We start from the raw sequence: 20,424 nt of genomic DNA on the forward strand, positions 1-20,424 counted from the left end.
AAATGACGGTATTGATCACCGGAGCCACCGGGCTCGTTGGCGAGCGACTTCTGCCGCGGTTGGTGGACACCGGCTACGCTTGCCGAGCCCTGCTCCGGCCGGGCAAGAGCTGCCCTGAAGAAATTGATGCCGTGGCGGGCGATATTCTCGACCCTTCAACCCTGGCGAACGCCGTCCAAGGGGTTTCCGCAATCGTGCACCTCGCCGCTGTGTTTCGCACACAAGACACCAATCTCATCTGGAAAAGCAACCTCGATGGGACACGCAACTTGATCGCTGCGGTGAAGACCCACGCTCCCGACGCGCGGTTCATCATGTCGAGCACCAGCCACGTCTACAACAAGGATAATCCGCATCCAGGAAGGGAAGACGACCCGGTCGATCCCGAGCACGCCTATCCCGCAAGCAAGGTTGCCGCAGAAAAGGAACTGCGGGAAAGCGGGTTGAACTGGTCCATCCTTCGCTTCCCCTTCGTCTATGGCGACGGTGACGGACATCTTCAAGCTCTTCCCAGCCACGTCAGCACCTGGCATCCGGCGCAACGCATGAGCACGATCCACCATCGTGACATTGCACAGGCAGTCGCGATGGCGCTCAAAGGTGATTTCGATAGGCGCATCGTCAACTTGGCCGACGAGGCGCCCTCCTCCATCTATGAACTCGCGGGCATGGTGGAAAACCGGTTGGATTCAAGTTCCGAGCCTCTTGCAAATCCATGGTACCTGCATGTCGACACGTCTCTCGCCCGTAGCCTGGGTTTTCGTCCCAGCATCAGGACCGTCTACCAGGCCTGGCAGGAGGACATCTCGTAGTGGATCGCAGAACTCGGTGGTCGGCGGTTGGTGCCAACTGCCGTATCCGAGTGACGAGTCTCTTTCGTAGTCTGCTCTTGAAGAGCTTTGGTGCGCGGATCGTTAATGGCGTTGGCGTAGGGGTTCGGCCAGCGCAATAACCGGTCTCCAGCGACGATGCCTTTTAAACATAATGCCGTCCGCCGTCATCATATCAGCAAGGTGAAGTTCAAGGTTACAAACTGGGCTGAATACGAGGCCGGACTTCGCCGCCGAGGAAGTCTGACGCTATGGATGACGCAGGACGCGGCGTCGGCGTGGCAAGCGGCGAAGCGGACGACGCGTGGTGGGCAGCCGCGCTACTCGGATCTGGCGATAGAGACTACTCTGATGCTGGGAATAGTGTTCGGCCTGCATCTGCGCCAGACGGAAGGCTTTCTGGCATCGGTGTTGCAGTTGATGGGACTGGATCTGGCCGTTCCCGATCATACGACGCTGAGCCGCCGGGCAAACAAACAGCGATGGCCGAGAAGCCGGGAAAGCCGCAGCGCTCACATCAAGGGGCCCGTTCACGTCCTCATCGACAGCACGGGGCTCAAGATCTACGGCGCGGGCCAGTGGTTGGAGCAAAAGCACGTGCCAAATGCCGGCGGGGCTGGCGTAAACTACACCTGGCGCTGGATGCCGACAGTGGCGATATCATCGCTCACGTCATGACAGACAGGATACCAGCGACGCCTCGCAGGTAGAGCCGTTGCTCGACCAGATTGACGCACCTATCCGTCAGTTCACGGCGGATGGCGCATATGACGGCAGCCCGACGTATGATGGCGTTGCCAGGCACAGCGCCCATGCTGCCGTTGTCATTCCCCCTCGGGCCAACGCGGTGGAGCGGTCGGGGGCCGATCCGTCCAGTCAGCGCGATCGACACATCGCGGCAATCAACATCAATGGGAGGATGAAATGGCAAGCTGCGACCGGCTATGGCAAGCGGGCGCTCGCCGAGACTGCGATCGGTCGCTACAAGTCGATCATCGGACACCGACTACGGGCACGCACATTCGGCGCGCAGCAAACGGAAGCTGCCATCGGCTGCGCCGTCCTCAATCTCATGCTGGCATGCGCACGCCCGAAATCTGTCCGGTGCAAAGCAGGCTCGACATAGCCGCAACATCAAAGAGCTAAATCCCTTTCCGCCACGATCGATGCACCAAAGCCGCCATGAACGAGACCGTTCCAGCGCCGGGCCGCCGGCCCGATCCCCCGGAGAACTGCTCGCGGGCGCTGAGGTCAACGGATACGAGTTCGACATCGAGCCCCTTTTACGCGATCAGGATGCGAACGCGGCGAGAGTTTGGCGAACCCTTGGATTGATAGAGTTTCATTTCCTGTTCCTTTGCAGCGGTCGGTAAAGTTCAGAGCTTTGAGCCACCATCGACATGGACGATATCGCCAGTGACCCAGCGGGCCTGATCGGAGGCGAGAAAGGCGATGACGTCGCTGATATCGTCCGGCTCGGCGAGGCGTTTCAGAGACTGGATGCCGAGGGTGAAGTCACGCCCGGCGTCGGTCTTGGTAAAGTTCGACATATCCGTCTGGACGACACCCGGAGCGACGGCATTCACGCGGACGCCACGCGGCCCAAGTGCTGCCGCGAAATGCTTGACGAGCGTGTCGATGGAGCCCTTCGTCGCCGCGTAGGCGGACAAGCTGCCGACGGAGACGCGCGCCGCCAGTGAGGAGACCAGCACGATATTGCTGCCGTCCCGCAGGATCGGCAGAAGCTGCTGAACAAGGAAGAAGGGCGCACGGACGTTGACGGCGAACAACCGGTCGAAATCCTCGGCGGTCGTTTCCTCGATCGTCGCCGCATTGGCGATACCGGCGTTGGCAACGAGGATGTCCAGCCGGTCGCCGACGATCTCGCGCACCCGGGCTGCGAGCTCGTGCGGTCCCTCCCTTGTGGAGAGATCGGCGCCGATCGTCTCGGCGCGGCCGCCAGCAAGGCGGATCTCCTCAGCAACGATTTCGGCTTCCTGTCGGCCCTGGCCGTAGTGAACCAGGACCTGGGCTCCAGCCTTGGCAAGAGCGAGGGCAGTCGCGCGGCCAATGCCGCGCGATGCACCCGTCACCAGGGCAGTTTTTCCTCTGCAGACCATGGCACCGTTCTCAGGCATTGGTGCCTCCATCGACGGTCAGGCTGGTGCCCGTGATGTAACTTGCTTCCGGACCGGCAACGAATGCCACCATGGCGGCGATATCATCGACATGGCCGTAACGCTTCAGCGCCGTATTGGCGAGTTGCGGTTCCGCCCAGTCGCCGGCAGCAGGGTTGAGATCGGTATCGATCGGGCCCGGCTGGATATTGTTGACGGTGATGCCACGCGTGCCGACTTCGCGGGCGAGGCCCTGGGTGAACATCTTCACGGCACCCTTGGTAGCGGCATAGGCCACAAGACCCGGCGTTCCCATACGCTCACCGACGCAGGAGCCGATCGAGATGATGCGGCCGCCATCACGCAGGTGCTTGAGCGCGGCCTGTGTGGCGATGAAGACGCCGCGAAGGTTGATGTCGATCACGCGATCCATCTCCTCCAGCGTGGCTTCCTCAAACGGCTTCGGAATGGCCGTGCCGGCATTGTTCACCAGGATGTCGAGGTTGCCGAACGTCGAGACAGTCTGCTCGACGGCGGCTGAAACAGCCTTGGCGTCGGCGGCGTCCGCCTGGATGGCGATCGCTTTACCGCCGGCGGTTTCAATCTCCTTGACCACCTGGGCGGCTGCGTCGGCGCCCTTCGTGTAGGTGATGGCGACGGTCGCGCCATCGGCTGCCAGCCGCTTGGCGATTGCAGCACCGATGCCACGCGATGCGCCGGTGACGAGGGCGGTCTTTCCTGAAAGTTTGGTCATTGTCTTCTTCCTCATGCTGGGATTGAATTTCGGGCGCGGACGAGGGTTCGCAGAAGCGATCCGCGGTGCGCCGGGTTTGGGGATGTCAGTCGAAGTTGCTGAGTGTGTTGTGTCGCTCAGCGATCGAGGAACAGGTTCGCCTCGGCGACGAACAGGTCTGGGTACTGGTAAAAGGAGCCGTGATTGGCGTCCGGATAGAGGATCAGCTGCGCGTTCGGCAGCGTCTGCTGCAGCACGTAGGAGTTCTCCGTCGGAATGATCACGTCATTGCTGCCCTGCACGACGAGGGTCGGCTGGCGGATGTCCTTGAGGTAGTCGAGATATCCCTCGACATCCCGATAGGCCATGTACTTGCCGATCGCGGCGATTTGCGCCGTGACCGCCTGCGTGCCGGCCAGCGGATCGCGATCCTGACGGCGCAGCTTGCGCTCGAGGAAGGCGAGGCCGGCGGCCTGGCTTGCTGCCGAAGGCGAGAAATGCACCTTCAGCCAAAGATGCTCGGCCGGATCATAGGTGCCGGCGAAGATCGCGGAGGACTGGCTTTTGGACATGTCCGCACCGCGCGGGCCGGTGCCGACCAGGATCAGCTTGCGCACCAGAGCCGGGGCCCGCAGCGCGATTTCCTGTGCGACCATGCCGCCGATCGAAAATCCGAGCACGTCGACCTTGTCGAGGCCGAGCGCCGTGATGAAGGCGACGGCGTTCGCCCCCATCTCCTGGAAGCTCTCCGGAGTTTCGCCCGAGCTGGAGGAGACGCCGGCGTTATTGAAAAGGATCACCTCGCGCGTTGCGGCAAGGCCGTCGGTGACGGCCGGATCCCAGTGATCCAGTGTGCCCTGGAAATGCTGATTGAAGACGATGGGCACACCACCGACCTTGCCGAAGCGGCGATAGGCGAAACGGATGCCGTTGGCCGCGACGAACTCCGTCGGGGCGGTTTCGTGTGTATATGTCATGATCGTAACCTCGAATTTCCTGATTGCGGGAGCCTGACCTTCTGGCCCGCGGAGGATGTTCAGCCCGCCGTCTTGCCGCCATCGGCGGTGACGATCTGGCCGGTGATGAATGAGGCCTTACCGGAGGCGAGGAAGGCGATCGCCTCGGCGATCTCGCTCGGCTGGCCGACGCGGCCAAGCGGCACCTTGGCGGCCAGCGCCGCCTTGACCTCGGTGCTGCCGGTGAAGCGGTCGAGCATGCCCGTATCGGTCGGGCCGGGAGCGACGGCGTTGACGCGCACGCCGGAACCGGCCGCTTCGAGCGCTGCGGACTTCGTCAGGCCCTCCACCGCATGCTTGCTGGCGGCGTAGACGGAAGCGCCGGCAGCACCCTCATGACCGTAGGTCGAGGAGATGTTGACGATGCTGCCCGCGCCCTGGGCCAGCATGACGCGCAGTTCGTGCTTCATGCTGAGCAGCGTGCCGAGCACGTTGGTATCGAAGGTGGTAGCGTAGGTCTCGGCGCTCTGTTCGGTCACCGGGCCGGGCCGGCCCTCGGTGCCGGCATTGTTGACGGCGGCATCGAGACGGCCGAAGCGGGCGACGACACCGTCGACCAGCGCACGGACCTCCTCCTCGCTGCGGATGTCGGCCTTGATAAACTCGGCCTCGGCACCAAGCGCATGAAGCTCTTCCGCCAGGGCATGGCCCTTGTCTAAGCTGCGGCCGGAAACGACGACGCGGCTGCCGCTCTTGGCGACCGAGAACGCGGCGGCGCGGCCGATGCCGGCGAGCGCGCCGGTGATGAGAACGACAGGTGCAGACATGATCCTAATCCTCTGACAAGGTTTGCATTATCTGGAAGTCTCCGGGCGCCTGCTTCGTTCTTCGGTTTTGCTTTCCGAACCAGATGTCCGCTTCCGTTGAGCATTGATTTAGTCTTCCCTTGCACCTTCGAAAAAGACTTTGTAGGCTCACCGCCATGCCTCAAAGGTATGGGTTGTCATGGAGCTTAGACATCTGCGCTATTTCATCGCCGTCGCCGAGGAAGGTAGCTTGACGGTTGCCGCCGAACGCCGGCTGCATACCGCTCAGCCGTCGCTCAGCCGGCAGATCCGCGACCTGGAGCACGAAATCGGCGTCCCCCTTTTGGTGCGTAGCGCGCGCGGCGTGGAGCTGACGGAGGCCGGCAAGGTCTTTCTAGACCATGCGCGTCTCGCGCTGGCGCAGGTGGATGCCGGGCGGGAGGCGGCACGGCGCGCGGCGCGGCCGCTGAAGCCGGTCTTCGCCGTCGGCTTCCTGAGCGGCCAGGAGGTCAACTGGCTGGCCGAGACCAGCCGCCTTCTCGGGACCGAACTTCGCAATATCGAGATGACCGTATCGAGCGAGAATTCACCGGAGCTTGCAGAAGGCTTGTCGTCCGGCCGGCTCGACATAGCCTTCATGCGGCACGAGCCCAATCATCCCGAGCTCGACTACGTCACCGTCGGAATTGAGCACTTCGTCATGCTGATGCCCAGCGACCACCGTCTTGCCCGACAGAAAGAGGTCGACGTGCGCGAACTGGCTAAGGAAACTTTCATCGGCGGCTCGAACGTGGCAGGCCCGATGCGTCAGGCGATCGAGGATTATCTGGCGGCCAACGGCCTCAACATCGAGCCCGCACACAGGGTCCACAATCTCACCATGGCCATGTCCCTGATCGCCTCGACGCGCGGCGTGGCGCTGCTGCCGGCTTATGCCGAGAACTTTCTGCCCTGGTCTGTTACCAGTCGCCCGCTCAAGGGCGAGCCGCCAACGATCGATTTAGCTGTCGGCTATAGACGATCGAATGGCTCACCAATTCTGGCACTGTTCTTGTCTCGGCTCAGGAAGAATGGAAAGGCGCCTGCCAGCTGAGGCAGCAACCGTCTACCAGCGGCCCCAAGTGGTCCTTGAGGTTATCACGCGTTCGATCTCAGGTTTCGCTGCCACATCCTGAAGCGGACGACCGCCTTGCCTCTCCAAGACATTATGCCAGCCTGCGATAACGCCAATCTGACGCGGGGGACCGTCAATGTCTGGGTCGCATTACACGCATGGCGCAAGCGAACCAGAGCAACAGCGTCTGACGGCGCTGAACACCCGCCTCAACAATCGCTGCATCGAGGTAGGTCGGTTTGAGGTCGGCGAGCGAATAATCGATTTCGGCGCAGGATTGGGGCAGTTCTCGCGAGCGATGGCACGCATCACCGGAGTGCCTGTGGTCGGTCTCGAACGCAGTCAGGAACAGATCGCGGAAGCTCTACGTCAAGCCGAAGCCGATGGCGAGACTTCTCTCCTCCAGATGAGGCAGGGCGACATCGTCTCTCCCCCACTGTCGGAAAACGAGTCCGGGCAGTTTGACGTCGCGCACGCGCGATTTGTTCTTGAACACATGCCCGACGACGTTGGTGCGCGGATCGTTAATCGCGGTGGGATAGGTGCGGTGGCCAGCTCAATAACTGGTCTCCGCCACGATGCCTTTCAAGCACAACGCCTCCCGCCGCCATCGTATTGGCAAGATGAAGTGCCAGGTCACGAACTGGGCAGAGTATGAGGCTGGTCTTCGCCGACGTGGCAGCCTGATGCTTTGGATGACGCCGGAGGCGCTGTCGTCCTGGCAGGCGCCGAAGCGGACAACGCGCGGTGGACAGCCGCGTTATTCCGATCTGGCGATTGAAACTGCCCTGACGCTGGGACTGGTGTTCGGCCTGCGGCTGCGCCAGACGGAGGGCTTTTTGACTTCAGTGCTGACCCTGATGGGACTGGATCTCGCCGTTCCCGATCATACGACCCTGAGCCGTCGGGCAAGCAAACGGCGGTTGCCGGACGGGCGGCGACAGCACCAAGCTCGGGGAAAGGGACATGTCCACGTCCTCATCGACAGCACAGGGTTGGAAATCTACGGCGCGGGCAAATGGCTAGAGGAGAAACACGGTGCCAAATCACGTCGGAACTGGCGAAAATTGCACCTGGCTCTGGATGCCGGCAGCGGCGACATCATCGCCCACGTCATGACCGACCAAGATGCCGGCGACGCCTCGCAGGTGGAGGCGCTGCTTGACCAGATCGATGCGCCGATCGGACAGTTCACGGCCGACGGCGCCTATGACGGCAGTCCAACTTATGACGCCGTGACCTGGCATAGTGCCGGTGCTATGGTGGTCATTCCGCCACGCGCAAACGCGGTGAAACGGCCAGACGCCGATCCCTTGAGCCAACGAGACCGCCACATCGCGGCGATCAACACCGATGGCCGGATGAAGTGGCAGGCTGCGACCGGCTACGGGAAACGATCTCTGGTCGAGACCGCAATCGGTCGCTACAAATCGATCATCGGATACAGGTTGCGGGCGCGCTCATTCGGAGCGCAGCAGACGGAAGTCTCCATAGGCTGTGCCGTCCTCAATCGAATGCTGGCATGCGCACGCCCGAAATCCGTCCGCTGCAAAACCGTCACCGCGTAGCCAGAGCATCAAAGACAGAAATCCGTTCTTTCAGCGACCGATGCACCAACGCTGCGTCCACCAGCTTCAATCCCAAGGAGGACATTACTTCCGGATGATAGCGTCCAGTCTCACCGTTATGCCTGACGATCGGCACAAATAGGGAAATCGCTGAAGCATTCGCACCAAAAAGCGAGGACTCGATCGCCTCGAAACGCCGGCGCATTTCTTCTGGCTCGTCCTGTCCCTTGATCGGGAGGTTTCCAGATGGGTTCGCATAAAACCGAGCCCATCTGGATGGGAAGAAGACGCGCAGCTTCCAACCGAGTGGTGGAATTCCCCGGAAATATTCAGCGAAGGTCGAATCTCGGTCCCGCCACATCAGATCACGTCGCTGATCGCTTTCACTTCGGTTGCCCACCATCTGCACCGAGACGCGCCACGCCGAAGCCTTTCTTGAAGACCCAGATCAACAAGCCAAACTCCAATGATGCGCGCGGCATCGCACAGATGATGCAAGCTAATTTCTTTTGTCCCGGACATCGCCTTCGTCTGTGATGTCCGTGTCTAGTGGGCATTTACTACACTTGCGAATACGCAAAGTGCAGGAAACTTGACCTCAGCCATGAACCCATCCCCGGGCTGTATGGTCCAAATCGGCTTCACGCCTACGGGGATAAAATTCCTTTTTCGACGAAAGGCCAAAGAACAGCGTCCCATGGATTCCTTGGACAACGCTTTTTCGTAGCGGGCGTTTCGATACTCGACCGATGATGGAACCCGCAGCGTCGTCTCCAATTCTTTCAATTACGTCCTCTATGAATTCTATATCTTGACCCTCTTGCGGAAAAAGAATGCTGAAATCCCCGTCGTCACAGACGAAGACATCGTAAGCAGCATTATCGGCTCCGTCGATGAACTGGATGTTCTTCATATCTCTCACCTCTCGAATTGTGATGCCGAGCTTTCACCCGAATTTATTTCGGCGGGTACTTATTCTTATAGCCTCCACCTGGGGTTTGCACGTCCCAATGCGGCCCTCCATGGGCCAGGCCACCCTGCCCAGTTGGGACCCAGACGTCGCCGTCCTTATCTTTCCATCCGTAACCCGAGCCATTCGGATTGGGAACCCAATCAGGACCGCCTTTGGGGTCTTCGTAATCTGGGTGATCACCCGGATAACCAGGTGCCTTTGGACCATCTTTATCCCACGCATTGTCCGGCGGCTTCATAGAAAGCCCCCCGGGAGAAGGCGCGCACCACGCGGGTGAATTCCTACGCCTCCCGGTCGGGAAACCGAGGAGCGCAGCCGCATCATCAACTCCGCTCCAGAAACTTTGCAGGCCTTGGCTATCTGTTAGATTGATAGGATTATTGCTGGCATAATCATAGAGGCTTCCCTCAAGATCTCCCATTTCTCCTAGCGGATCCCGAGACAACCATCGTCCATGATTTGGATCGAATGCGCGGTACCTTGTGAAGTCGATGCCGATACCACGGACCGCAAACATCCCTGCATAACCAAAATCAGTGAGCGGGGTGGCGGTCTGCAACGGAACTCCCCAAGGGTCATAGTCGTAGCCAGGAGCAGTAGTTGCACTTTGGAATACTCGCCGCACGGAACCGATGTGATCGATCCCGTAGAAGAGTCCGGGACTGGCAGCCCCGATCTTAAATTCGCCTTCGGTGAAGTAACTTTGTTTTGTAGAGTAGGCAGCATCACGGGCTTGGCAGAGCTTACTGCCACACCAGATATATTTTGAGGTAACGGCGCTACCTCCCCCCGCTGGCGTATCGTCAATCTCAATACGACGCCCGCGTCCATCATAGACAAATTTGGTGAGCTTTCCAGATTGCGAGGGATATGTGATCCCAATCAAACGATTTTCCGCGTCCCAAGAATATGTCCGCTCGCCGTCAGACAGCAAATTTCCGTTGGCGTCGTAATTATAGGCCTGACCAGAAGCCTGCGTGATCTGGTTAAGATTATTAAAGGACACAGCCTGCGGACCGGGATTGGGTTCTTCGACGCTTGCCTCGCTTTCTTGTGTAATGCCCGTGATGAAGTTCTCGGGCGAGGTTTGAAAGGTGAAGATGGTATATTGACCGGAGGTGAGGCCGGTATTTGCGATACCAGACAAACGCCGGTCGTGAGCGTTGTCGAGGTAGCTCCAGGTGGTCTTGAGAGTTGACGTTGCTGGCAGCAACTGCCGAACAGCGATCTGCGGTGTCTGCCCAAGATAGGAAATCTGGAAAGCACCAAGATCGCTAGAGTGATTGGTGACTCGACCAATGGCGTCATACTGCACTGTCTCAGCGCCGCTACCCGAGATCTGGCGGCTGGCCGGCCGCCCCAGAGCATCATACCCATAAGCGATTGTGTGCGAGCAGCTAGACGCACCGGTCGCCGTAAAGCATTCCTGGGCGAGCTGCTGGGCACCGTCGGCATAGGACGGATTATAGCTGTAGGTCGTCGTTCCAACGCCATCCGTCATCGAAGCAATTCGATCGAAATAGGGATCATAGGCGAACGTGACGTTCGGCGTCGGATTGACGGCATTGAGATAGGTCAGACCAGTCAGATTGTTGTCGATCGCATAACGATACTGCTTTGTCTGTCCCAATGCGTCGAGAACGCTCTTCAGGCGGCTCGTCGCGTTTTCGTACGCATAAGCAACTTGACTATTGTCGGCATAGGTCTTCGAAGTTTGCCGATCCTGAACGTCGTAGGCCCAGGCCGTCACGTTGCCCTTCGGATCGGTCAGAAAAACGAGATTTCCGGCAGGATCGTAGCCGAGCTTCGTCGACTGCCGCATCGGATCGATAGCCGCCGTCAGCCGGCGATTGGCGTCATATTGATATCGCCAAATTCGCCCCTCACGGTCCTGATAGGAAACGAGATCGAGCCGCTGATAGGTGTAGCGCTGCGACGTGCCGTCCGGATACGTGACTTTGGTAACGCGGTCGGCGGCATCGTAGTCGTAGGTGACCGTCCAGCCTTCGGAATCGGTATACGTCCGCACGCGGGCGAAGCCGTCATAGGTATAGGTAGCCGCAGTGGCGTTGTTGGCGTTGGTGACCGACGCCAGATTTGCACTGGTGTCGTATTGATAAGTCGTCTTTTCACCAAGGGCATCGGTGAATGAGCTCAACTGACCCGCGGCATTATAACCGATCGTGCTCGTCTGTCCGGCCGCGTCCGAATAAAAGATCGGCCGATGCTGCTTGTTGTAAATATATTGAGCCAGCATGGACCGGGTGACGAATGGACCAGCCTGGCTGACGGCAGCAAGATCAATGCCATTCGAGTAAGCATAATAGGTGATCCGCCCAGCTGGATCCGTTGCCTGTGTCAGATTCCCGCTGCTGTCATAAGCATATAAGCTGATCTGCGATGTGCCGTCATCCAACACCCGACCGATCGCGATCGGTCGATCGTAGGTTCCGCCATGCGCGGTTCCAACCTCAGTCTGGCCGGGATAGACGTACCAGACGCGGTTCTCAAGCGGCTTTTTCTCGCTTTCGATCGTCGTCCCCTTGATAGCCGCCCCGGGCATGTGAACGAAATGCCGGATCCTGGCCTTGGTATAATCGCAGCCACCGGTGTCGGTGCAGCCGGCGGTGACGTAAGCACTCTTGTCCCAATGAAAACTATTGCGGTAGGGCAGATATGTATTGGTCAGCGGCAGCGGCATGCCAACAGGAACTGTCGCCGTGGGATCGCTAAAGGGAATCGGGGCGGGCTCGAGCCATTCCTCGCGCTCCTTGTTGCCGAGCGGATCCGTGACCTGCACAAAGCGCGGCGGACTTGAGGTTCCAGGCGGAGTATAACTGAACCGTGTTGTACCATAAGGCGTTATCAGCGCGTTGATCAGCGAATTGGAGTCGTAGGTGAAGCTCGACGTCAGGCCGATAACATCGGTGATCGACGCCAGCCGCCCTTGGCCGTCGTAGGCAAGGACGGCGCTGCGCCCGAACGGATCGGTGATCTGGCTGACGAGCAGTGGACGGCCGGGAATGCCATAGGTGAAGGTCGTATCACGCCCGACGGCATCAGTGATCGAGATCAGTCGTTTCTGGTTATCGTAGTGCAACGTTGCGACGTTGCCTTGGGGATCAATCACCTTGCTCAGGAAGGTCTTGCGCGGATAGGCAGCGCTTCCGTCGGACTGCTCGTAGATCTCCGTTGCACCGTTGCGCAATTGGCGACGATAGCTGGCCGGTGATTGCGAGACGAGGGACAGGATCGAACCGTCAGTGTCCTGGGCGGCGAAGGTTCTACGGGCGGTGTCATAGCCGAGGTAATAGAAGGCGCCGCCCTCACCCATGATACGCGAGACATTTGCGCCCGGATTGGTCGGATCGTCGATGATGTAGCTTGACCAGCTTAGCGACCATTTCTGGCCGATATTGAAGTAGTCGAAATTGGCAGGCTGACTATCTTCACGCTGATTGTAGCTGATGCCGATTTTCATCGACGGGCCTATCGGCGGAACGTAGCCGACGGGCACGTCCGACAGTGCAACGCTGACGCTGGATTCCTTGATGTTGACCACGCAGAGAGGGCATTGGTTATTATTGTCACCGTTGTTTTGGTTGTTTGCGCCTTGCGGCCATGGCGACTGGTTTCCATTACCGCCTAGTCCTCCCGAGCCGCCAAGAGAAGGACTGTTGGGATCGGGAGGCGTCGGTCCCGGCCCGTTCGCATTTGGATCGCCGGCATCGCCCTGTCGAGTACTATTGGTCGATCCCTTGCCGCGAACGAAGATTGCTTGTGACAGTGAGACGGCCTGCCACGCTTCATTGGTGACCTCACTTGCGGGCACGAGGAAATATCCGCTGGCCTCCGCATTCAGTGCATCGAGTGTGACCCACATATCGGCATTCGGAAAGACTGCGTCCTGGACATGATAGCGGCCGTTCGCCTTGCCGACGATCGCCGCAAAATGCCCCACCTTCCAATGGACGACCGACGGCACGGGAACAGCTTCGTCAGGAGAACGGCGGATCAGGCGATAGTCGAGCTTCGCCTTGCTTGCCAGTCCGCCGAGCTCGGCAAGCGTCGTCCCTTCCGGCCCGGCGTTGTAGAACTGCAGGAAATTGAGCTTGTCAGCGCTTAGCCCCTGGGCCAGCAGAAGAGCTCGCAGCGCAAGCGGGCCACAGTTGAACAGATGCCGCGGGTCGATCTTGACCAGTGTCAGCATCTCGCGGGCAGATTGAATCGTTTCCGTTGCCGGCCCGGAAACCCTGCGACCGTCCAGTTGGCCAAACAGCAGCGCCAGATCGTCACTGCGCCCCATGCTGGCGTTCAGGCTGGCGAGCTCGCCAACAGCGCGATCGGTCAGCGCGCGTGCTTCCGGAGCAGATGCGTCCTTCCCTTCGATCCAAGCCTGTTGCCAGGCATCGATGGCACGCGAGAAATAGCCGTCATGCAGATAGGAGAGGCCAATATTGGTCCACAGCGCTGTCGACCAGCCGCTGTGGGGATACCTCTGGAGAAATCCCATCAAACTGGAGAGATCGGAGGGATCCTGCCGATGCTGAAACGCGTTGAGAGCAGCGGAAAGATCCTCGTCCTCGTTTCGCAGGGTGACCTTTGTTTTCACCAAAGGCTCGGCAAATCCCGCCGTGCTTGGAGCCGGAAACGACACTATCGTCGGCGGTGCGGCCATCACAGTGCCGGCGGAGATCAATGCGAGAAGAAATACTGCTGCTGTTCCGGATTTGAATGCAGACATCATCGAGATCTCTCGTCAAATTTTTGAAAAGGCGTGGAAGATCGTCAGTCAATCTTGCTCAGGGTTGGGTCCACAGGATGCACCCCCAGGACCCTGAACCCCAGATCGCGTCAGCAACACCACTGGTCCAATTGACGCCGCCCCAGGCAACCTGCCCCCAGATCGGTGGAGTAGCATCCTTGGTCGCGGTCTGTTGGAACGAGCGATTGCCGTTCGGGTCATAGCCGTAAAGGATGCATTTCGAGTTGTCGTAGAAGCCAGTGGTCAGCCGCCCGTTGGCGTCGTAGCCAAAATTGCTCGACTTCGAATCTGCAAACACAGGGACAGCGCTCGCCAAAAGCGCAATCGAAACAACTATGTGGAGGCCGAGCTTCGAAAACATCGCTCTTTCCTTGTGAGAAATTTGTTTACTGTCGCACGATCTGCATCTTGTGGGTTTATATTTTGGTTGATAACTTTCGCATGAATTGCAGCGCTCCTCGGACTCATCCCAAGCCGGCTGCGATGGCATTCAGCGAAGCCCTCAGCGTTCGAAATAGCATTCTCATACAATAATCAGAAATACAATCCCGCAAAAACCGGGAATCGAAGCATTGTCTTCAGTTTTCAATCTGAAAAGATGTATCTTTTTGGAGTGAAATTTCGTTATTATTTGTATCTATATTTCAGTATTATGCATCTCCGTGTCATTTATATTTTATCAATTGACTAACTTGCTTAAGCCATGCGATTAAGGCGCGTTTCGATTTGCTTGCGCATTGCTTTCATCACTTTCCAAGAGGACGCCTAATGCGATTAGAAAGCAACCATGCACTGAATTTTCTGGCATCTGCACTCCTGACAATGGCTTCCTCGCCAGCGATAGCCGCGTGCGCGGTGCCCAACGTCTTATCCAACGGCCAAACCGCCGACGCGACACAGGTCATGCAGAATTTTTCGGCCGTAGCGGACTGCGCCAACGCCACCGCACCATCTGGCGGGCAGAATACGGTCCAGTTCGAAACGTCGAGCGGCAATTTGGGCGGTATCGCCTTGTCCGATGGACAAGTAATCGTTGGAGCCACCGGAAGCGCGCCACAGGCTAAAACTTTGACGGCAGGTCCTGGCATCGCCATCATGAATGCCCCTGGCGGCATTTCGATCTCAGCAACAGGCAGCGGCTCGGCAAATGCGGTCGACTGGCTGAACGAAGCCGCAGTCATCAGGCCTGTGGCCGCCAACTTTTCCGTCGTGACATCGACGACTGCGCCGGCAGGCGCTTCCCTGGTGCCGACTATCCGCGGCATGGCGTTGACGACAACAGCGGTCGCCGACGGCACGAGCATCATGGCCGAGACCGCGACCCCATCGGCCCACTGGCAGGCAACCATGCTAGCGATCTACTCCGGATCACTTACCAATGCCAGCTTTCCAGCAATTGCCGTACGCGATTCGATCAGTCATCGCGCTATCGAATTTGGTATCGGCGCGTCCGGAACGGCCTCTTATCAGGCCGCTTATACTAGAACGGCTGGAGGTCTGGGGCTCGACATGGTTCTAGGCCAGACAACGGCGGTCGACGTAGGCCTGCCGCCACCGTCGCAGCCTCTCTGGTCGCGTGTGACCTATGACGGCACAAATCTCTCATGGGCGTTTTCCCGCGACGGCGAGGTATTCTCCACCGTGTTTACGATCCTCGCGGCCGACAATCTGTCCAATGCCGATCGGGTCGGTCCTGTGGCGATGTTCCAGCAGCCCACAAACCCAGGCTGGCCATCCGCTTACCACATTCTGTCCTGGCGCATTGTCAGCATGTGAACCGTCTCCCTAGCATCGAGGTTTCTCATGCCCAGAGTCTCATTTCTCGCTCCGATCTTTGCCGCGGCTTTCTTGACAACCGCCACCGGCGCCGCCTTCGCACAATGTGTGCTCCCGAACCAACTTCAAAGCGGCGACGTGGCCGACGCGACGAAAGTGGGCGCAAACTTCACCGCCCTTGCAAATTGCGCGGATGCCCAGGCGCCAAGCGCCGGCGGGAATTCGCTTCTCTATAACAGCGGAAGCGGCACCCTCGCGGGCACAACGCCGCTCACTGATGGTCAGCTTCTTATTGGATCGACCGGCAATCCGCCGCAGCCTGGAACACTCACGGCTGGCTCGGGCATCGCAATTACCGGCGGGCCTGCATCAGTCACGATTTCGGCCACCGGCAGCGGCACGGGAGCAGCGGTTGACTGGCTCAACAAAGCTGCTGTCGTCAAGCCAAGCCTATCTTCGTTCACGATGAGAACATCCACAAGCCTTCCGACTGGTGCAACCCTCTCGACCACCACACGTGGGATATTGCTATCTGTAACCACCGGTACTCACGGTCAGGCCATCATGGCTGAAACTCTACTTCCAACTGGCAATTGGCAAGCGACGATGCTTGGCGTTTATACCGGCCCGCTCTCGTACTACACTCAGCCTTCTATTGCTATCCGAGATGCCACGACGAATAGAGCGGTATCCTTTTCGCAGGGTGCCAACGGGCTAGGTAGCTCCTATCGGTTTGATTACGTCAAGACATCCGGTGGTGTCGGCCTGGACGTGAACAATGGTGATTCATCGATTGCCGACATCGGATATTCAACGCCAAGCGAACCGCTATGGATGCGGTTGACCTATAACGGTTCGACGCTGGTCTGGTCTTTCTCCCGGGACGGCGAGAATTTCACGAGCGCCTACTCCGTTTCCGCGACCGATTGGCTCAGCCAGTTAAGTACGATCGGGCCAGCGATTCTCTTTTATCAGCCACTCCATTACAACTGGAATAGTGGCTTTCACATCCTTTCGTGGAGCGTCGTATCGCTCTGATCTGTTAAGTTCGAAAGCAGGAACCATCAAATGATAAAGGCCCGTAGCGTTCTGTTGTTCAGCGCTCCGCTCATCGCCGCAGGAATCGCAATAACACCCAACGGCGCATTCGCGATATGCACGCTACCTAGGCAGCTATGCTGATGTGGAGTTCTATTGGTGCGGTCGTTCGTCATGAGATGCTCAATACAGTTCACTTTCGTGACATCCTGTTTCGAACCCATAATCGCGAACTTTGGAGCTTTCCTATGCCTAACGTCCAATACGTGATCTCAGTTGGTTTGCTGGTTGCTTTGTGTGCTGGTACAGCACACGCGGACTGCATTATCCCCAACCAGATCGTTAATGGTGGCGTGGTCGACAGCACTCCGGTCATGGCTAACTTCAACGCTATTGCAACGTGTCTGAATAATAATTCACCAGCCGGGGCGCCGGACAGCGTTCAGCTCGATAACGGCGGTGGCGGATTTGCTGCCGTTGGTCCGTTGACTGATGGGCAAGTACTGATCGGAACCTCTGGCTCGGCCCCAAGCGCTGCAAACCTCACGGCAGGGTCCGGTATTGCTGTTACGAACTCTCCAGGTGGAATTTCGATTGCAACGACGGGAACTCTTGGCGGCGGCGGCGCTGACTGGCTGAACGGTACTGCCCTTGTGAAACCCATCGCCACGAACTTTACTCTGCAAACATCAACAACACCGCCGGCCGGCGCGGCCATTGCTGCCACTAGCCGTGGCATACTCCTGTCGACATCCGCCGCCGCCAGTGGCGTGGCGATGATGGCGGAAATGAACCTACCACCAGGGAATTGGCAGGCAACAATGCTCGGTGTTTACACGGGTGGCCTTTCCTATTATTCCATGCCAGCCATCGCTGTACGGGATACCGTCAACAACAAAGCAGTTGAATTTGGTGTCGGAGCCTATGGGACGTCAAACTATGTGTTTGACTATTCCATCACATCGGGTGGCGTCGGGCTTGATGGTAAGGTAACTGACCTGATCAGCCAGGACGCCGGCTTTCCCCAACCAGCTCAACCAGTCTGGCAACGTTTGAGCTATGACGGCACAAACCTCATATGGTCATTCTCTCGTGACGGGGAATTCTTTATTCCAGCTTATTCCGTTACCGCTGCTGGCGCGCTTACCAATCTAAGCACGATCGGTCCCGCCGTTATATTTCCTTCGAATACTCTCCAAACTTGGCCGGCCTCATTTCATGTTCTGTCCTGGAACATCGTGAGCCTTTAAAAGAGGACTAGACCATGCGTCGCAGCTTCAAAGCCGGCTTGTTCTTCAGCGGATTGCTTTATGCAAATATATCTTTTGCCCAATGCAATATTCCCTACCAGCTCAGCAATGGCCAAGTTGCGGATGCAACCCAGGTCATGGCGGATGTCAGTGCGCTTGCGAACTGCATCGCGGATGCAGCGCCCGCCGGATCCCAGAATGCGGTTCAGTTGAATGCCGGAAATGGCGCGTTTGCCGGCATCGGCCCATTGACTAACGGCCAGATCATCATTGGATCGACCGGAAACGCACCGCAGGCCGCGACCTTGACCGCAGGCCCCGGTGTTACGATTACCAACAGCTCCGGGGGGATAACGCTTTCCTCATCAGGCGCGCCGGGCGGCTCGCCGGGAGCAATCCAATTCAATAGCGCGGGAACCTTCGGCGGTATTTTGCTGACCGACGGAATGATCGTCGTTGGATCCGGTGCCACCTTCAGTTCGACAGCGAAAGCCGAGAATGTCCAGCTGAGCAATAGCAATTTGACTGCAACTTCTACAAACGCGTCCTACGCTGCTGTGCTCGCCTCCAATTCGCAATCGAGCGGCAAATATTATTTCGAGTTCCAGAATGTTACGATCACGGATGCCAACAGCGGTGTGGGCATTGCAACGGCAACGGTCGACTTCAACAACTATCTTGGCAAGAACTTGCAGGGTATCGCCGTCGAGCCAAACGGCCAAGTGTGGTACAATGCCGCTCTGCTAGGCACCATTGCCGCGGTTCCTGCCGGCAGCACGGTTGGTATCGCGGTCGATATTACCAATCGCCTAATCTGGTTCAGAACCGGATCAGGCAACTGGAATAATTCAGCAAGCGCCAACCCCGCAACAGGTGCTGGCGGTTTCTCAATCAGCACGTTCTCAAGTGCGACGATATTCCCGGCAGTGATTTGGCGGGAAAATCAAGGTATGGCGCAGATTGCGATGACGGCCTCTTCCTGGTTGACCGTTCCACCGACCGGCTTCAGCCCCTGGGCGCAGGAATCGACGCCGACGGCTGTCAAGGTTAGCGGCGCAGCCAGTCTATCCAGCAGCGGTGTTTTGACTTCCAATGCTGGCGCCTCCCAAGCTGTTCCCGCAAATCCCGTCGGCACTACAAGCGTTGGTACCCAGGTGATGCAGGGCCTTGCGGGTTCGATCACACCAGGTGCTTCCGGACGAGTTTTGTTCATGGCTTCCGGCGATGGTTTTAATACTGATGCCGTCGGTCAAGGCTTCGTTGTGCAACTGCGATATGGAACCGGCGCAGCTCCAGGCAACGGTGCAACGGCGACCGGCACAGCTATTGGCGGAGCGGTGAAGGGCGTGACGGCAATCGTTTCATCGCCTCAACAGATTCCGTTCGCTTTGCAATCGCTGGTGCCGAACCTAACACCAGGTACGCCGTACTGGTTCGATCTCGGCCTTTCGGCGATTGGCGGCGGAACCGCAACGATCGAAAACATCAGTCTGACGGCTGTCGAGATGTAGGAGCTATCAACGAATCCGCAGTCCTGCTGACTAAAGGTTTGACGGAATCAGCCTTTTTGCTCTTGAAGGGTATCGAACCTAGGACACCTAGATCTACACCGCCGTTATCGGGACCAGGGATTAATCACTTGCAACCCAGCCGCCTCGAACGGGCTTGTGTCGCGGGTTGCGATTGCCAGACGATTTGCTGCTGCTGTGGCGGCAATATACCCATCAGCCGTGCCGATCGCTTTTCCAGATACTCGAGCGCGTGCCATCAGCTCCGAGTAAAACTGCGAAGTCGCAAGATTGAAGGGCAGGATGCGCTCGGAAAAGTGAGGCAGTACTTCGCCCTCAAGGCGGTCGCGGAGGATAGTTTGCCGTTTCCCCAAGGGCATAGCTGCGATCCCGAAGCGAAGCTCAGCAATCGTTATTGCGGAAATGAACAGCGTTTCGATTGCTTGGGCGTCCAACCAAGCGACCACTGCCTCATCAGGAACCGGTTTCCACGGCTCGGATATAACGTTGGTGTCCAGCAAGATCATTCGAAGGTCATCGGTTCAGCAGGCGTCTTATCGCGACTTTTCTGCAGGGCTTCAACGTCGCTGTCGGAAAGCTCAGCGTCGCGACCGATAGCCGCTAGCAAAGAGCCGAGCTTAACACGTTCAGGGGGACGAACAGCGGCCTCAATAATGTCGCGGATCTCGGCCTCGGTGCTTCGGCCATGATGAGCCGCTCGCAGGCGTAGAGCACGATGTGTTTCGTCAGAAAGATTTCGAATGGTGACCGCCGGCATTGATATCACCTCAATAGAAATGATGGCTTTGCTATCAAAATATACAAAATGATGCAAACTTTCAAGAGTTTCAAAATAATGAGGACGATACCGTGTCCGTTCAGCCACCTCGCCTTGACAGGATTGGAACCGACCATCCTTTTGTTACAAAAGCTATCCATCTGAAATTCCTCAGTAGCGGACATCGGCTTTGCCTATGAAATGACCGATTT

18 protein-coding genes and 1 pseudogene are annotated in these 20,424 nt (G+C 58.2%); 9 read left to right on the forward strand and 10 right to left on the reverse strand.

The window, feature by feature from the left end; genetic code table 11:
- Positions 1 to 2: 2 nt before the first annotated feature.
- Both FHT85_RS28945 and FHT85_RS28950 read left to right on the forward strand, forming a co-directional pair.
- Positions 3 to 812 carry an NAD(P)-dependent oxidoreductase gene (locus FHT85_RS28945; protein ID WP_183774773.1) on the forward strand — a complete coding sequence of 270 codons (810 nt, stop codon included), beginning with the start codon at positions 3 to 5 and terminating at the stop codon, positions 810 to 812.
- A 156-nt stretch (positions 813 to 968) separates the two neighbouring features.
- Positions 969 to 1,956, forward strand: a pseudogene (locus FHT85_RS28950) (IS5 family transposase).
- A 250-nt stretch (positions 1,957 to 2,206) separates the two neighbouring features.
- On the opposite strand, the gene FHT85_RS28955 reads toward FHT85_RS28950, so the two are convergent.
- From FHT85_RS28955 to FHT85_RS28970, 4 genes are all read right to left on the reverse strand, one after another.
- A complete protein-coding gene (locus tag FHT85_RS28955) occupies positions 2,207 to 2,968 on the reverse strand; it encodes an SDR family NAD(P)-dependent oxidoreductase (RefSeq protein ID WP_183774775.1) in 762 nt (253 codons plus the stop codon).
- Positions 2,961 to 3,701 (reverse strand): 3-oxoacyl-ACP reductase family protein, encoded by a 741-nt coding sequence (locus FHT85_RS28960; RefSeq protein ID WP_113241471.1) that lies wholly within the window; start codon positions 3,699 to 3,701, stop codon positions 2,961 to 2,963. Before FHT85_RS28960 ends, FHT85_RS28955 begins: the two co-directional genes overlap by 8 nt.
- Before the next feature lie 116 nt (positions 3,702 to 3,817).
- On the reverse strand, positions 3,818 to 4,657 hold the full coding sequence (locus FHT85_RS28965; RefSeq protein WP_113241470.1) for an alpha/beta fold hydrolase: 840 nt from the start codon (positions 4,655 to 4,657) through the stop codon (positions 3,818 to 3,820).
- Positions 4,658 to 4,716: 59 nt separating this feature from the next.
- Entirely contained in the window at positions 4,717 to 5,463 is a 747-nt protein-coding gene (locus tag FHT85_RS28970; RefSeq protein ID WP_113241469.1) for an SDR family NAD(P)-dependent oxidoreductase, read from the reverse strand.
- A gap of 178 nt (positions 5,464 to 5,641) precedes the next feature.
- Here FHT85_RS28970 and FHT85_RS28975 point away from each other — a divergent pair, with 178 nt between their 5' ends.
- From FHT85_RS28975 to FHT85_RS28985, 3 genes are all read left to right on the forward strand, one after another.
- Positions 5,642 to 6,535, forward strand: coding sequence for a LysR family transcriptional regulator (locus FHT85_RS28975; protein WP_183774777.1), 894 nt, complete (start codon positions 5,642 to 5,644; stop codon positions 6,533 to 6,535).
- Between the two features lie 157 nt (positions 6,536 to 6,692).
- A complete protein-coding gene (locus FHT85_RS28980) occupies positions 6,693 to 7,214 on the forward strand; it encodes a bifunctional 2-polyprenyl-6-hydroxyphenol methylase/3-demethylubiquinol 3-O-methyltransferase UbiG (RefSeq protein WP_246780137.1) in 522 nt (173 codons plus the stop codon).
- Positions 7,135 to 8,124, forward strand: coding sequence for an IS5 family transposase (locus FHT85_RS28985; RefSeq protein WP_183774779.1), 990 nt, complete (start codon positions 7,135 to 7,137; stop codon positions 8,122 to 8,124). Before FHT85_RS28980 ends, FHT85_RS28985 begins: the two co-directional genes overlap by 80 nt.
- Here FHT85_RS28985 and FHT85_RS28990 read toward each other — a convergent pair.
- From FHT85_RS28990 to FHT85_RS29005, 4 genes are all read right to left on the reverse strand, one after another.
- Positions 8,114 to 8,533, reverse strand: coding sequence for a hypothetical protein (locus FHT85_RS28990; RefSeq protein WP_183774781.1), 420 nt, complete (start codon positions 8,531 to 8,533; stop codon positions 8,114 to 8,116). The genes FHT85_RS28985 and FHT85_RS28990 overlap by 11 nt on opposite strands.
- Before the next feature lie 189 nt (positions 8,534 to 8,722).
- On the reverse strand, positions 8,723 to 9,037 hold the full coding sequence (locus FHT85_RS28995; RefSeq protein WP_112415520.1) for a hypothetical protein: 315 nt from the start codon (positions 9,035 to 9,037) through the stop codon (positions 8,723 to 8,725).
- Between the two features lie 43 nt (positions 9,038 to 9,080).
- Complete coding sequence (locus FHT85_RS29000; RefSeq protein ID WP_183774783.1) at positions 9,081 to 13,844, reverse strand: polymorphic toxin type 37 domain-containing protein; 4,764 nt, start codon at positions 13,842 to 13,844, stop codon at positions 9,081 to 9,083.
- 55 nt (positions 13,845 to 13,899) lie between these two features.
- The gene (locus tag FHT85_RS29005) at positions 13,900 to 14,223 is read right to left on the reverse strand and encodes an RHS repeat domain-containing protein (RefSeq protein WP_183774786.1); all 324 of its coding nucleotides are present in this window, start codon (positions 14,221 to 14,223) and stop codon (positions 13,900 to 13,902) included.
- Positions 14,224 to 14,765: 542 nt separating this feature from the next.
- Here FHT85_RS29005 and FHT85_RS29010 point away from each other — a divergent pair.
- The 4 genes from FHT85_RS29010 (at position 14,766) to FHT85_RS29025 (ending at position 19,437) form a co-directional block, all read left to right on the forward strand.
- Entirely contained in the window at positions 14,766 to 15,638 is an 873-nt protein-coding gene (locus FHT85_RS29010; RefSeq protein WP_246780138.1) for a hypothetical protein, read from the forward strand.
- 27 nt (positions 15,639 to 15,665) lie between these two features.
- Positions 15,666 to 16,676 (forward strand): hypothetical protein, encoded by a 1,011-nt coding sequence (locus FHT85_RS29015; protein ID WP_183774787.1) that lies wholly within the window; start codon positions 15,666 to 15,668, stop codon positions 16,674 to 16,676.
- A 143-nt stretch (positions 16,677 to 16,819) separates the two neighbouring features.
- Positions 16,820 to 17,926 carry a hypothetical protein gene (locus tag FHT85_RS29020; protein WP_246780139.1) on the forward strand — a complete coding sequence of 369 codons (1,107 nt, stop codon included), beginning with the start codon at positions 16,820 to 16,822 and terminating at the stop codon, positions 17,924 to 17,926.
- Positions 17,927 to 17,940: 14 nt separating this feature from the next.
- Positions 17,941 to 19,437 carry a hypothetical protein gene (locus FHT85_RS29025; protein WP_183774789.1) on the forward strand — a complete coding sequence of 499 codons (1,497 nt, stop codon included), beginning with the start codon at positions 17,941 to 17,943 and terminating at the stop codon, positions 19,435 to 19,437.
- Positions 19,438 to 19,541: 104 nt separating this feature from the next.
- Here FHT85_RS29025 and FHT85_RS29030 read toward each other — a convergent pair whose 3' ends face one another.
- Positions 19,542 to 19,961 (reverse strand): type II toxin-antitoxin system VapC family toxin, encoded by a 420-nt coding sequence (locus tag FHT85_RS29030; protein ID WP_183774791.1) that lies wholly within the window; start codon positions 19,959 to 19,961, stop codon positions 19,542 to 19,544.
- The gene (locus tag FHT85_RS29035) at positions 19,958 to 20,212 is read right to left on the reverse strand and encodes a FitA-like ribbon-helix-helix domain-containing protein (protein WP_037149590.1); all 255 of its coding nucleotides are present in this window, start codon (positions 20,210 to 20,212) and stop codon (positions 19,958 to 19,960) included. Before FHT85_RS29035 ends, FHT85_RS29030 begins: the two co-directional genes overlap by 4 nt.
- Positions 20,213 to 20,424 lie beyond the last annotated feature (212 nt).

The sequence above is a fragment of the Rhizobium sp. BK312 genome, assembly GCF_014193605.1.
Classification (GTDB): domain Bacteria; phylum Pseudomonadota; class Alphaproteobacteria; order Rhizobiales; family Rhizobiaceae; genus Rhizobium.